A 13656-nucleotide genomic window follows, 5' to 3' on the forward strand; every position below is an offset into this window, starting at 1 on the left:
TCAGAGCAGCCCGAGCTGGCGCGCGATGGCCACTGCCTGGGTGCGGTTGCTGGCGTGCAGCTTGGCGCTGATATTGCGCAGGTGCGTGCGCACCGTGGTCTCGGACACGAACAGGCGCTCGGCCATGGCCACGTTGGAGTAGCCCTCGGCCAGCAGGTGCAGCACCTTCTGCTCCTTGGGCGTCAGCGGCTCCACCAGCGCCGCAGGCGCGGGCCGGCCAGCGCCGGCGTCCGCCTGCCCGCCGCTGCCCTGGCCGCAGGCCTGCAGCAGCTTTTCCACATACGGAGCCGGCAGGCTCGCCGACTGGCGCGAGTAAGCATCGGCCACCAGCCGGCGCACATCGTCGCCCTCATCGGCAAAGATGCGGACAAAGCCTTCGGCGGCGCCGAAACGCAGCGCCTCGCCCATCACCACCAGCGCGTGCGCGCCGTCGCCGGTGCGCTGGCACGCCTGCGCCAGCAGGATGCGCAGCTTGAGGGCCCGGCGCATCAGCTGGTTGCCGGAAGCGGCCGCCAGTTCGCGCTCGATGGCCTCGCGCACCGGCGTGCCGGGCCGCGCATGCACGTCCAGCCGCAGCCGGCCGAGGGTAATGTCCTCGACATCGCTGGCAAAGGAGCTGACCCCGGGGCGCGTGCGCCACAGCGCCGGATCGGCGGCGCGTTCGATGGCCTCCTGCGCGGCATGCGCATTGCCCTGGCGCAACGCCAGGCGGGCGCGCTCCAGCATCGCCGCCAGCACCATCCGCGTCAGCCCGCGGTGATGCCCCAGCGCTTCGAGCTGTGCCAGCCTTTCATGCGCCTGGTCGGTTTCGCCGCGCTCGAAGGCAATGCGGGCCAGCACCGTATGCGCGGTGATGATCTGGTCGGGCAGCCCGAGGTCGCGCGACAGCGGCAGGTAGACGTTGAGCAGTCGGCCGGCGCGCTCGCTGTCGCCGCTCTCGTACAGGCCCTCGGCCAGCAGGATGCCGGCCATGGCATTGCCGTTGGTGGGCCCGAAGCGGTTGGGCAGCATCGTGCTGGCGGCAATGCGAAAACGCCCCATGGCCTGCTGCAGCCGACCCTGGCGCAGGTCGATCAGGCCTTCGACCGACTCCGAGAAAATCTTGTTGAAGTTGCTGTCCGAGCCGCGCACCGCGTGCCGCGCCACCTGCAGCAGCCGGCGCGCCTCGGGGTAGTCGCCGGCAACCGCGGCCAGGCGCGCCATCGAGGTGGCCAGGATGGCATCGGGGAAGGCATAGCCCATTGGCAACGGCGGCAGCTCGTTGCGGGCGAAGGCACGCGCATCGTCGAAGCGGTCCATCATGTTCAGCAGCATGTGGCGCAGGGCACGGATATGCGCCAGCAGGTCGCCGGCTGCACCCTCGGTGGGGATCGCCTGCAAGAGCGCAATGGCCTCAGCCGGCCCGCGCGTGAACGACACGGACCAGACGCGCGCGATCTGCAGCTTCGGCCAGCGTGCCAGCTCCCCGGCCGGCACGGCCTCCAGCCAGCGCGTCAGCAACCGCATCCGGCCCTGCGCGAGCAGGTCGTCCGCGGCCCCGTCCAGCAGCTCCAGGGCGTGCGCGAGCGCACCGGCAGCAAGCGCGTGTTCGATGGCGGGCACCGGGCGCCCTTGCGACTCATACCAGCGCGACGCCGACAGGTGCAGCCGCGGCACGGCCTCGGGCATGGCCTGCGCCAGCTGCCCGCGCAGGAAGCCGGAAAAAAGGCTGTGATAGCGGTACCACTGCTCCGGCGCCGCGCCGGAGCCGCGCTCGCCGTAGCGCTCGCTCTCCAGCGGCAGCAGGAACAGGTTGGCGCGCTCCAGCCAGGCGAGGATCTCGTCGCTGCTGCCGGCCTCCGCGGGCTGGCACACGGCGTCGCACAGCGGCCCGCACAGCTGGTCGAGGATCGAGGTGCGCAGCAGGAAGCCGCGCACCGCCTCGGGCAGGTGCAGGAAGACGTCCTCGACCAGGTAGTCGGCAATCGCCGCGTTGGACCCGGAGAACCCGGCGATAAAGCCCTCTGGCTGGCTGCGCCGCTCCAGCGCCACCGAGGCCAGCCACAGCGCGGTGGCCCAGCCTTCGGTGCGCCGGTGCAGCGCGCTGATGGCCGCGGGCTCCAGCCTCAGGCCGCGCGCCTGGCGCAGGAAGGATGCGGTTTCGCCGGCGGAAAAGCGCAGCTGCGCGGGTTCGATCTCGAGCAGCTCGCCGCGCGCGCGCAGGCGGCCCAGGCCGGTTTCGGGCACCCAGCGCGTGCCGATCACCACGCGGCAGCCGGGCGGCAGGCTGTCCACCAGCTGCCAGACCAGTCCGGCCACGGCATCGTTCTGGATGGCTTCGAAATCATCGAGGAACAGCGTGAAGGCACCGTGGTGGCTGGCCAGGCGGTCGATCAGGGCCAGCGCCTGCTCGCCGGGATCCTGCGCCAGCGTGGCGTGCGCCGGCCGGTCCGGCGCGCCGCCGCTCAGGCCTTGCGCGATGGCGGCCTCGACCGAGCCGAGAAAGCGCGAGGCGTCGTTGTCCGAGCGGTCCAGCGTCAGCCAGGCGGTGCGCCCGCCCGCGGCCACCAGGCGCGCGCGGCACTGGAGCATGGCCGTGGTCTTGCCGAAGCCTGCCGGTGCGCGCACCAGCACAAGCTTGACGAAGCCGGCCGCGCACACGGCCTCGCAGATCGCCGCGCGCTCGACCTGGAACGGGGTCAGCAGCGGCGGACGCAGTTTGGCCGCCAGCGACGCTGCGGAGGACGGCGCGCGCCGTCCGGTCTCCTCGATACTTGCCATTGGCTGTTGTCGTCTCCCGCGCATCGCCGCCTTGCCAGGCAGCGCAATGCGCCCGCCCGCGCAGCTGGTGCAGCCGGGCGGCCGTGGCTGTGATGTAACCGGGAATTATGACGTAAACCGCCGCGCCGCCGGAAACGGCGCGCGGCGGCCGGCGCGCTTACACCAGCTTGTTGGCGTGGCCGGCCCAATAGCGGTCGCGCAGCAGCCGCTTGATTAGCTTGCCGGTGGGCAGGCGCGGCAATTCGGCCTCGAAGTCGACCGAGCGCGGGCACTTGATGGCGGACAGGTTGGCGCGGCAGAACGCGATCAGCTCGGCCGCCAGTTCGGGCCCGGCCAGGCCCATGTCGGCCAGCTGCACCACCGCCTTGACCTCTTCGCCGAAGTCCTCGTTGGGCACGCCGATCACCGCCACGTCCATCACCCTGGGGTGCGTCATCAGCAGATTCTCGGCCTCCTGCGGGTAGATATTGACGCCGCCCGAGATAATCATGTTGGCCTTGCGGCCGGTCAGGTACAGGTAGCCATCCGCGTCCACGTAGCCGATGTCGCCGATGGTGCTCCAGTCCGGGTGCTGCGGATGGCGCGACTCGGCGGTCTTGGCGTCGTCGTTGTGGTACGAGAACGCGCGGCCTTCGGCAAAGTAGATCGTGCCCGGCTCGCCCGTCGGCATCTGCGCGCCGTCCGGTGCGCAGATGCGCAGCTTGCCGATCATGGCCCGCCCCACCGTGCCCTTGCGCTCCAGCCACTCCGGCGTGCTGACCACGGTCACGCCGTTGCCCTCGGTGCCGGCGTAGTACTCCCAGATCACGGGGCCCCACCACGCGATCATGGTCTCCTTGACCGGCACCGGGCACGGCGCGGCGGCGTGGATCGCCACCCGCAGCGACGATACGTCATAGGCCATGCGCTGCGCCTCCGGCAGCTTGAGCATGCGCGAGAACATGGTCGGCACCAGCTGCGTGTGCGTGATGCGGTGCCGCTGCACCTGCCGCAGGTAATCCTCGGCGTCGAAGTGCTCCATCACCACCGCGGTGCCGCCCAGCGCCTGCACGCTCATGCAGTAGCGCAGCGGCGCGGCGTGGTACAGCGGCGCGGGCGACAGGTAGCGGGTCTCGGTATCCATGCCATAGAGCCGCTGGCACAGGCTGGTCAGCGAGGTCGGCGCCTCGATGTCCGGGCTGGCGGGCGGCGCGTACACGCCCTTGGGCCGGCCGGTGGTGCCGGACGAGTACAGCATGTCGCCGCCAGTCTCTTCGTCGCTGATGCGCGTGGCCGGGCAGCGCGCCAGTTCGGCCTCGTACGCGTCATAGCCCGGCACCGTGCCGTCCAGCATCAGACGCCGGCGCAGCGCCGGCGTCTGCCCGGCCAGCGCGGCGGCGATCTCTGCCTGCGCGTGCGTGGTGACCAGCATGGTCGCACCGCTGTCGTTGATGATGTAGGCCGCGTCGGCCACGTTCAGGCGCGTGCTCAGGCAGATGTAGACAATGCCGCTGCGCTGCGCGCCCCAGCACAGCTCGAACAGGCGCGGATGATTCTCCACCATCAGTGCCACGCGGTCGCCGGGCCGCAGTCCCTGGCTGCGGAACAGGTGCGCAACCTGGTTCGAGCGCTCGTCAAGCTCGCGGTAGCTAACGGCTGCGCCGTTGCTGGCCATGATGACAGCCGGCTTGTCGGGCGTGCGCTGTGCGTGGATGTGGGGATGCATGGCGTGGAACTCCTCAACGGGGTGTGTTGGCGGATGCTGATCCCGCATTCTCTGGACCCCGGCCGGTTCAACAATCGTCGGAAGCGACGAAGCGGCATCGCCGTCGCCTGCTGCAGCGCAGCAAAACCGCTGCGGTGCGCGGAAGCCGGCGCAGCTTCGTCCGATGCGACGATGCGCCAGTGGCCCGCCGGGCCGGATGATGCCCGGCAGACGTCCGCAATCACGCCGCATCCCCCATTCCGAAGGAGCCAAGGTGGATTTCCAGTTCAGTGAAGAACAGTCGATGCTGCGCGACACGCTCGCGCGTTACCTGGCCGATCACTATGATTTTGAGGCCCGCCGCACTGCCGTGCAGTCCGCCGCGGGCTGGCGCCCGGACTGCTGGCGCGCGTTCGCGCGCGATCTCGGCATCCTGGGCGCAGCATTCCCCGAGCCGCTTGGCGGCCTGGGCGGCGGCGCGGCCGAGCACATGATCGTGATGGAGCAACTGGGCCGCCACCTGGTACTGGAGCCCTACCTGGGCACCGTGGTGCTGGGCGGCGGCGCGCTGGTGCACGGCAGCCCCGAGCTGGCCGCGCAGTGGGTGCCGGCCATCATCGGCGGGGAGGCCACCGCCGCATGGGCCCATGCCGAACCGGCCAGCCGCTATTGCCGCCACGACGTGCGGGCCAGTGCCACGCGCCAGGGCGATGGCTACAAGCTGAGGGGGCACAAGCAGGCCGTGGTCGGCGCGCCGTTCGCCACCCACCTGGTCGTCAGCGCGCGCACATCCGGCGAGCACCGCGACCGGGACGGCATCAGCCTGTTCTGGATTGCACGCGACACGCCAGGGGTGACGCTGCGCGAGTATCCGACCTTCGACGGCCAGCGCGCCGCCGAGGTGCTGCTCGACAACGTGCAGGTGCCGGCCAGCCAGCGCATCGGCACGGAAGGCGAGGCGTTGGCCCTGATCGAACAACTGTGCGACGAAGCCATGGTCGCGCTCTGCGCCGAAGCCAACGGCGCCATGGCCCGCATGCTGGCCGACACCATCGACTACGCACGCCAGCGCAAGCAGTTCGGGGTGCCGATCGGCACCTTCCAGGTGCTGCAGCACCGCATGGCGGACATGTACATCCAGCTGGAGCAGTCCGTGGCGCTGACCCAGATGGCGGCGATGCAGGCCGCCAGCGCCGCGCCAGTGCGGGCGCAGGCGGCATGCGCGGCCAAGATCCAGGCCGGCCAGGCCGGCGCCTTCGTCGGCCAGGCCGCGGTGCAGATCCACGGCGGCATGGGCGTCACCGAAGAACTGGCGGTGGGCCACTACTTCAAGCGCGTCACCGCGATCGACCTGCAGATGGGATCGGCCGAGCACCACCTGCGCCGCTACGCCGACCTGCTCTACCCCGCCGCGGCCTGAAACCGCCCACAGAACACAGACGATTACCCAGCGAGGCCCGTCGATGCATCTCGATTTCTCCCCGCAAGACCAGCAGTTCCGAGAAGAAGTGCGCGCCTGGATCGCCCAGGCCTTTGACGCCGGATTGCGCGCGATGATGGCGCAGTCCAAGAACGGCTATCTCGACAAGGCCGGCCAGGTGCGCTGGCAGAAGGCACTGCACGCGCGCGGCTGGGCCGCGCCGAACTGGGCCAGGGAATACGGAGGTCCGGGCTGGACCCCGACCCAGCGCTTTATCTTCCAGTCGGAACTGGGCGCCGCAGGCTGCCCGCCGGTGTCGCCGATGGGCCTGAAGATGGTGGCGCCGGTGATCATGAAATACGGCACGCCAGAGCAAAAGCAGCGCTTCCTGCCGCCGATCCTGAGCTCCGACGAATGGTGGTGCCAGGGCTACTCCGAGCCCAACTCGGGCTCCGACCTGGCCTCGCTGCAGATGCGCGCGGACCACGGCGCCGACAGCGACGGCGAGCACTACATCCTGAATGGCTCCAAGATCTGGACCACGCATGCGCAGTGGGCCGACTGGATGTTCTGCCTGGTACGGACCAGCCGCGAATCGAAGCGTCAGGAAGGGATTTCGTTCCTGCTGCTGGACATGCGCACGCCAGGCATCACGGTGTCGGCGCTGCCGACGCTGGACGGCCCCGTGCCCGGCCAGCAGGAAGTCAACCAGGTCTTCTTCGAGAACGTGCGCGTGCCGGTGGCGAACCGCATCGGCGAGGAAGGCAAGGGCTGGACCTACGCCAAGTACCTGCTGGAGTTCGAGCGCGGCGGCGTCTACAGCCCGATGCTGCGCAAGCAGTTGTCGAAGATCGCGGACATTGCCGCTGAACAATCGGCCGACGACGGCGGCCGCCTGCTGGACGATCCCCTGTTCCGCCGCAAGCTGGCCGCGCTGCATCTGCGCACCGCGGCGCTCGAGGCAGTGGAGCTGCGGGTGTTTTCCAGCGTGGAATCGGGCACCTCGATCGGCGCCGCGTCGAGCATGCTCAAGCTTACGGGCACCGAGGCGCTGCAGGCAGCCAGCGAGCTTGCCGTGGAAGCCGCAGGGCCGGCGGCGTTGCCGTTCGTGCAGGATACCTGGGCGGAACTGCAGGGACGCGAGGCCGCGCCACGCGTCGGGCCGGACGATGCGGCCGTGCTGGCGCCGCGCTATTTCAACTATCGCAAGGCGTCGATCTACGCGGGGTCCAACGAGATCCAGCGCAATATTATTGCCAAGCTTGTGTTGGGACTTTAGGCAGTTCGGGGAGCGCCTTCGTACGCGTCCCGGTCTGCCGGCACCAGTCATATCTCAAGTGCAGCCGCCATGTGCGGCTGTTTTCATTCCGCCGGACGTACCGCATCGGCCTCTGCGCCGGACTCCCTCCACAGAAACCCTAGTCGGGACCGCGGCAATTTGCCGGTAAGATTCGGCACCGGGTCCGCGCCATGGCGCGGACCTGTTGTTTGTCCGGGCAACCGGGCAGACGAGGCCCGGCTGCAACACAATTGCCGCCCGGCCGAAACACGATGGCAGCCGCCCCGGCCGCCATCGCCACTGCACCGCCTTGCAACCCAAAGCGGTGTACCAGGAAGGCAAGGTTACCCCTTTGCATTCCGCCTCGTCATGGAGAAGACGTTTTGACCGACCGCATTTCCCTTGAGGCCGCCGGCCGCCTGTTTGGCACTGGTGAAGGCCCGTCCCACGAGCGCATCACGCTCGCCACCGATCCCGAGTCCGGCCTGCAGGCCATCATCGCCATCTACAACACCAGCCTCGGCCCGGCCTTCGGCGGCTGTCGCTACTGGACCTACCCGGCCGAAAACGATGCGTTGACCGATGCGCTGCGGCTTTCACAAGGCATGGCGTACAAGAACGCCCTGGCCGACCTGCCCTTCGGCGGCGGCAAGGCAGTGATCCTGCGCACACCGGCACAGACCGACCGCACCCGGCTGTTCCGCGCCTTCGGCCGCCTGGTCGAATCGCTCGGCGGCCGTTATATCACCGCCGAGGATGTCGGCACCACGGTCGAAGACATGCGTGCCGCGCAGGCCGAGACCCGCTACATCAGCGGCATGCCCCGCACCGACGGCTTTGGCGGCAACCCCTCGCCCAAGACCGCGTATGGCGTATTCGTCGGCATCGAAGCCGCGGTGCGCTACGCGCTGGACCGCAACAGTCTGAAAGGCATCTCAGTTGCCGTGCAAGGCCTGGGCTCGGTGGGCTGGGACCTTTGCCGCCGGCTGCACGAGGCCGGCGCGCAACTGATCGTGGCCGACATCAACGGCGCCAGGGTCGAACAGGCACGCGCGCAATTCGGCGCGCAAGCCGTGCCATCCGCTGACATCACCGGCGTGACGGCCGACGTGTTCGCCCCTTGCGCGCTGGGTGCGGTAATCTCGCCGGCCGTGGCGCAACAGTGCCAGTTCAGGGTCGTCGCCGGTGGCGCCAACAACCAGCTGGCCTCCCTCGAGGAAGGCGACACCCTGCAGCGGCGCGGCATCTTCTATGCCCCCGACTTCCTGATCAACGCCGGCGGCATCATCAGCTGCGCGCGCGAATACCTCGGCGGCGCCGACGAGGCTGCGGTGCTGGCCGAAGTGGCACGCATCCGCGAGCGCGTGTTCGAATTGGCGCAGCGCGTCGAGAAGAGCGGTGAAGCACCGGCACGCGCCGCGGTGAGCTGGGCGCAGGAGAAGATTCTGCAACCAGCCATCCAGATCCGGAAGGATTGACGAGAAAGGCGTCCGGGCCGGGTGCTGCTGATGGCAACACCCGGCCCGAACTATCTTTGGCTCTCTCGCCATTGACTCGTTCGCCGGCTGGTAGCTGGGGGGCAGTGGCAGTGCCGGCGATGCGCCCCCTGCAACTTCACGAACGGCCCCGAGGCCGTTGCCACGACCCATCCCCCCGCTCACAAGTGCCACCGCCCCTAGGGTTCACCCTTGGTTGACGCACTCCCCTCGCGCCCATAGACTTTTATGAACATATCATTCATTTTTGAACACTCATAGCGCTAGGAGTTTGTCGGATTTTCGGGATCTCCAGTCGTCCGGCGGGACGGGTTGGGCGTTGATAAATTCACAGTTCGCTGAGTGAGCCCATAGATGAGTCGTTTCGTGCCCGTTGATCGTCAGACCGACTATCTGTTGCCACCGTCAGTGGAGGACTGGTTGCCGGAAGGTCATCTGGCGCGGTTCGTAGTGGAAGTCATCGAGCAGATGGACCTGTCGGAGCTGAGTGGGGCGTACGCGGGTCGCGGCATGGCGGCGCATCACCCCGAGGTGCTGCTTGGCTTGCTGGTGTACGGGTATGCGACCGGAGTGTCTTCGAGCCGCAAGATTGAGAGAGCGACCTATGACTCGGTGGCGTTCCGCTACATTGCGGCGAACACGCATCCGGACCATGACACGCTGGCCACCTTTCGCAAGCGGTTTGCGAGCCAGTTAGAGAAGCTGTTCGTGCAGGTGCTGCTGATCGCGAAGGAGATGAAGCTGGTCAAGCTGGGCCGGATTGCGCTGGATGGCACCAAGGTGAAGGCGAATGCGAGCAGGCACCGCGCGCTGTCGCACGGGTATATCGGCCGGATCGAAGCGCAGTTGCATGAAGAAGTGCAGCAGTTGATGGCGATGGCCGAGACCGCCGATCGAGAGAGTCTGCCAGATGGGATGGATGTACCGGCGGAGATCGCACGGCGCGAAGCGCGACTGAAGGCGTTGGCCGAAGCGAAGGCGAAGATCGAGGCACGGGCGCAGGAACGGTTCGAGCAAGAGCAGCAGGAGTATGAAGCCAAGGTGGCGCGTCGCGAGGCGCAGCGCAAAGACGGCAAGAAGCCGCGGGGCAAGGACCCGGAGCCGCCGCAAGGCGGTGCCAAGGAACGCGACCAGATCAACCTGACGGACGAAGAGTCGCGCATCATGCCGGTGTCCAGCGGCGGCTTCGAGCAAGGCTACAACGCGCAGGCAGCGGTGGATGTCGAGACGATGTTGATCGTGGGCACCTCAGTGACCCAGCAAAGCAACGACAAGCGCCAGGTCGCACCGATGATCGACGTGCTGGGGGCGCTGCCCGAGCCATTGGGCCAGCCTGAGATTTTGCTGGCGGATGCGGGCTACTTCAGTGCGGCCAACGTCGTCACCTGCGAGGCGGCGGACATCACCCCGCTGATTGCGATCCAGCGCGACGCCCATCATCTGCCGCTGATGGAACGCTTCGCCGACGATCCGGCGCCGCCTGAGAGCACCGATCCAATCGTCAGGATGACACACCGACACAAAACGAAGGCGGGGCGAGCACTGTACGGGCTGCGCAAGAGCACGGTCGAGCCGGTGTTCGGCATCATCAAGCGAGTGATGGGATTCCGGCAGTTCTCGCTGCGCGGACTGTCCAACGTCGCGGCGGAATGGTCGCTGGTGGCGCTCGCGTGGAACATCAAGCGGATGAACGTATTACGGGGTGCATAGGGCCGATCAGCGGGCTTCTTGTGCGGTCAAAAAGCACCCGATTGCCTTCCTCATCCACTCTCAAATACCTTCATCGCGTATCACGACTGCGATGAGCCCGCCAACCGAAGCGAACCCCGTCACGACCTGATGTTTTGAATCACGCTTCACCTCAACTCCGACGAACTCCTAGCAGCCAAACATCTGCCAGCCCAACTCCCAGCAGGTAGACAAAAATGCCCCTGAAAATCGGAATCAATGGCGCCGGCATCGGCGGCCTGGCCGCAGCCATCGCCCTGCGCAAGCTCGGCATGGACGCTGTGGTCTATGAACAAGCCCCCCGCTTCGCCCGCGTGGGCGCCGACATCAACCTGACCCCCAACGCCGTCCACGCCCTGGACGGGCTGGGTGTGGGCGAGGCCCTGCGTGAAACCGCCGCCCGCCCCAGCCATCGCATCAGCCGCATGTGGGACACCGGCGAAGAAACCTCGTGCCTGCCGATGCAGGAGGAAGCCGAGCGCCGCTACGGCGCGCCGCAGTTGACCATGCACCGCGCCGACCTGATGACCGCGCTGGAAGCCGCGGTGCCGGCCGAATGCGTGCGCCTGGGCCACAAGGCCGTGGCGATCGCGCCGGATGCCGATGGCGCCACGCTGCGCTTTGCCAATGGCGCGGAGGAGCGTGTCGACGTGCTGGTCGGTGCCGATGGCATCCACTCCACCGTGCGCACCGCGCTGTTCGGGCAGGAAAGCCCGATCTTCACCGGCGTGGTGGCCTACCGCGCGGTGGTGCCGGCCGAGCGCCTCGCCGGGGTGCCCAACCTGGGCGCCTTCACCAAGTGGTGGGGCTCGGACCCAGCCACGCAGATCGTCACCTTCCCCCTCAACCGCGGCCGCGACATCTTTGTCTTCGCCACCGTCGCGCAGGAAGCCTGGCGCAATGAATCCTGGACCACGCCCGGCCGCGTGGAAGACCTGCGCAGCGCCTATGCAGGCTTCCACCCCGACGCGCGCGCGCTGCTGGATGCGTGCGACGACGTGCTGATCTCCGCGCTGTACGTGCGCGATCCGCTGCCGGCGTGGTCGGTCGGCCCGGTCACGCTGATGGGCGACGCCTGCCATCCGATGATGCCGTTCATGGCGCAGGGCGCCGGCATGGCGATTGAAGACGGCGTGGTGCTGGCCCGCTGCCTTGCCAATGCCGCGCCCGACGGCGCCGCAGGCGTGCCCGCCGCGCTGGCCCGCTACCAGGCTGCGCGGCACGCGCGCACCAGCCGCATCCAGATCGGCTCGCGCAGCAATGCCTGGCTGAAGGAAGGCGGCAATGCCGACTGGGTGTACGATTACGACGCCTGGAACGTCGCCCTCGGCTGACACCGCAGGCAACGTCCACACCAGCACGGCCGCCTGCGCGGCCGTTTTCGATTGACTGCCTACGCCAAGATGCCCAAGTCCCGCCCGCCGACCGAACCTGACCTCGACGACAGCGCAGACCCCGAAGACGCCCGCGAAGCCCAGCTGGTCTCTCCCGTGATCCGCGGCCTGCGACTGCTGCGCTTCATCGCCGAGGGCGGCGCCACCGCCAACCTGAGCGAAGTGGGCCGGCGCATCGACGTGAACCGCGTCACCGTGATGCGGCTGCTGGACACGCTGGAACATGAGGGCATGGTGGAACGCCTGCCGCAAGGCGGGCACCAGGTTGGCTTCAACTTCCTGAAGCTGGCCTCGCGCGTGCTGGCCACGAATGACCTGACCAGCTTCGCCGGGCGCGTGCTGGCCCGGCTGAGCGCGTCGCTGCAGTTGTCGGCCTACCTGGCTGTGCGCGATGGCGGCCACGCGCTCTACCTGCTGCGGCAGATGCCCGCGGCCTCGCTGGTCAGCAATATCCAGGTGGGCAGCCGCGTCGCCGCGCACCTGACCACGCCCGGCCGGATGCTGATTGCCGAGCTGCCGACGGAGACGTTGCGCGAGCTGCTGGGGCCCGAGCCCCTGCCGACGGTCACCGGCCAGAGCCCGGCCACGCACGCACGGCTGGCCGATATCCTGGCCGCCGACCGCGAACGCGGCAGTGCGTGGAGTTTTTCTGCCTATGAGCCGGGCATCGATTCCTGCGCGGCACCGGTGCGCGGCGCTGACGGCGACGTGATCGCCGCCATCAGCGTGGTGGGGCCGCAGCAGCGCTTTGAAGCGGATGGCGCGCTGCGTGAGCGTGTAGAAAAGGAGGTCAGGCAGGCGGCGCGCGACCTGTCGGGGCTGATGGGATACCGCTGCGCTGCTACTCCGCGGTAATCCCGTATGCCTTGATCAGTTTCGCCCACGCCGCGGTTTCCTCGCGGATGCGGGCGTCGAGCGCCTGCGGCGTGCTGCCCACCGGCTCCATGCCCTGGCGCTGCAGGTCGGCCCGCACCGCGGGCGTGGCCAGCAGCGCGCGCACGTCGGCGCCGAGCGCATCGGCCGCCGGCTGCGGCGTGGCCTTCGGCACCAGCAGCGCATACCAGGAACTGACGTCGATGCCGGGCACGCCCTGCTCGGCCAGCGACGGCACGTTCGGGGCGGCCGGCGAGCGCTTCTGCTGCGTCACCGCCAGCGCGCGCAGCGCGCCGGACTGGACGAATGGCGCCAGCGTCGGCCACGTGCCGAACAGCACCGGCACCTGCCCGCCCACCACATCGTTGAGCGCCTGCGTGGTGCCCTTGTAAGGCACGTGCAGCAGCATGATGCCGGCCTTGTTGCGGAACAGTTCGCCGGCCAGGTGCAGGCCGCTGCCGACGCCCGGGCTGGCGTAGCCCAGCGGTTTGCCTGACTGCTCGGCCTCCTTTGCCAGCCTGACCAGGTCTTGCACGGAATTCGCCTTGACGGAAGGATGCACCGCCAGCACGTTGGGCGAGCCCGCCAGCAGCGACACCGGCCGGAAATCGCGCTCGACGTTGTAGGTCAGCGCGGGCATCAGCGTCGGGTTGATGGTCAGGTTGCCGGCGGGCGCCACCAGCAGCGTGCAGCCGTCGCCCGGTGCGCGCCGCACCGTGTCGATGCCGATATTGCCATTGGCGCCAGGCTTGTTGTCGACCACGAAGGCCGTGCCGCGCCGCTGCTGCAGCCCGTGCGCCAGGGTGCGCGCAAGCTGGTCGGCCGGCCCGCCGGCGGGGAACGGCACCACGATGCGCACGTTGGCGCAACCCGCGGCCTGCGCGGCCTGCCATGGCAGGCTTGCCGCCAGCGCGGCGGACAGCGCCGCGCCGGCCAGCCATTGGCGACGGCGTAGCGGCTGCTTGTATATCTTGCGTTCCTGCATATTGCTTCCCCTCGGATGGCAGGCGGCGCGCATCGCC

The 13656-nt window shown here is 68.6% G+C and carries 9 protein-coding genes; 6 read left to right on the forward strand and 3 right to left on the reverse strand.

What is annotated here, in order from left to right:
* On the reverse strand, window positions 1-2760 hold the full coding sequence (locus ACZ5MJ_RS21990) for a LuxR C-terminal-related transcriptional regulator (RefSeq protein ID WP_464225765.1): 2760 nt from the start codon (window positions 2758-2760) through the stop codon (window positions 1-3).
* Between the two features lie 157 nt (window positions 2761-2917).
* Window positions 2918-4465 (reverse strand): AMP-binding protein, encoded by a 1548-nt coding sequence (locus tag ACZ5MJ_RS21995; protein WP_464225766.1) that lies wholly within the window; start codon window positions 4463-4465, stop codon window positions 2918-2920.
* 253 nt (window positions 4466-4718) lie between these two features.
* On the opposite strand from ACZ5MJ_RS21995, the gene ACZ5MJ_RS22000 reads away from it, so the two are divergent.
* The 6 genes from ACZ5MJ_RS22000 (at window position 4719) to ACZ5MJ_RS22025 (ending at window position 12616) form a co-directional block, all read left to right on the forward strand.
* Window positions 4719-5864, forward strand: coding sequence for an acyl-CoA dehydrogenase family protein (locus ACZ5MJ_RS22000; protein ID WP_464225767.1), 1146 nt, complete (start codon window positions 4719-4721; stop codon window positions 5862-5864).
* Window positions 5865-5907: 43 nt separating this feature from the next.
* Complete coding sequence (locus ACZ5MJ_RS22005; RefSeq protein ID WP_464225768.1) at window positions 5908-7143, forward strand: acyl-CoA dehydrogenase family protein; 1236 nt, start codon at window positions 5908-5910, stop codon at window positions 7141-7143.
* Window positions 7144-7526: 383 nt separating this feature from the next.
* Entirely contained in the window at window positions 7527-8621 is a 1095-nt protein-coding gene (locus ACZ5MJ_RS22010) for a Leu/Phe/Val dehydrogenase (RefSeq protein WP_464225770.1), read from the forward strand.
* 372 nt (window positions 8622-8993) lie between these two features.
* Complete coding sequence (locus ACZ5MJ_RS22015; RefSeq protein ID WP_464219218.1) at window positions 8994-10349, forward strand: IS1182 family transposase; 1356 nt, start codon at window positions 8994-8996, stop codon at window positions 10347-10349.
* A 215-nt stretch (window positions 10350-10564) separates the two neighbouring features.
* Window positions 10565-11701 carry an FAD-dependent monooxygenase gene (locus tag ACZ5MJ_RS22020; protein ID WP_464225771.1) on the forward strand — a complete coding sequence of 379 codons (1137 nt, stop codon included), beginning with the start codon at window positions 10565-10567 and terminating at the stop codon, window positions 11699-11701.
* 69 nt (window positions 11702-11770) lie between these two features.
* Window positions 11771-12616, forward strand: a complete 846-nt coding sequence (locus ACZ5MJ_RS22025) for an IclR family transcriptional regulator (protein WP_464225772.1) — start codon at window positions 11771-11773, stop codon at window positions 12614-12616.
* On the opposite strand, the gene ACZ5MJ_RS22030 is transcribed toward ACZ5MJ_RS22025, so the two are convergent.
* On the reverse strand, window positions 12603-13619 hold the full coding sequence (locus ACZ5MJ_RS22030; RefSeq protein WP_464225773.1) for a tripartite tricarboxylate transporter substrate binding protein: 1017 nt from the start codon (window positions 13617-13619) through the stop codon (window positions 12603-12605). The two genes, ACZ5MJ_RS22025 and ACZ5MJ_RS22030, sit on opposite strands and share 14 nt — an antisense overlap.
* Between the last annotated feature and the right edge of the window lie 37 nt (window positions 13620-13656).

This window comes from Cupriavidus sp. LA-1, assembly GCF_055385985.1.

What these genes read in the sequence shown, in the direction of transcription:
- ACZ5MJ_RS21990 (WP_464225765.1), bottom strand. Translation starts at nt 2,760, where the DNA reads ATGGCAAGTATCGAGGAGACCGGACGGCGCGCGCCGTCCTCCGCAGCG.
- ACZ5MJ_RS21995 (WP_464225766.1), bottom strand. Translation starts at nt 4,465, where the DNA reads ATGCATCCCCACATCCACGCACAGCGCACGCCCGACAAGCCGGCTGTC.
- ACZ5MJ_RS22005 (WP_464225768.1), top strand. Translation starts at nt 5,908, where the DNA reads ATGCATCTCGATTTCTCCCCGCAAGACCAGCAGTTCCGAGAAGAAGTG.
- ACZ5MJ_RS22015 (WP_464219218.1), top strand. Translation starts at nt 8,994, where the DNA reads ATGAGTCGTTTCGTGCCCGTTGATCGTCAGACCGACTATCTGTTGCCA.
- ACZ5MJ_RS22020 (WP_464225771.1), top strand. Translation starts at nt 10,565, where the DNA reads ATGCCCCTGAAAATCGGAATCAATGGCGCCGGCATCGGCGGCCTGGCC.
- ACZ5MJ_RS22025 (WP_464225772.1), top strand. Translation starts at nt 11,771, where the DNA reads ATGCCCAAGTCCCGCCCGCCGACCGAACCTGACCTCGACGACAGCGCA.
- ACZ5MJ_RS22030 (WP_464225773.1), bottom strand. Translation starts at nt 13,619, where the DNA reads ATGCAGGAACGCAAGATATACAAGCAGCCGCTACGCCGTCGCCAATGG.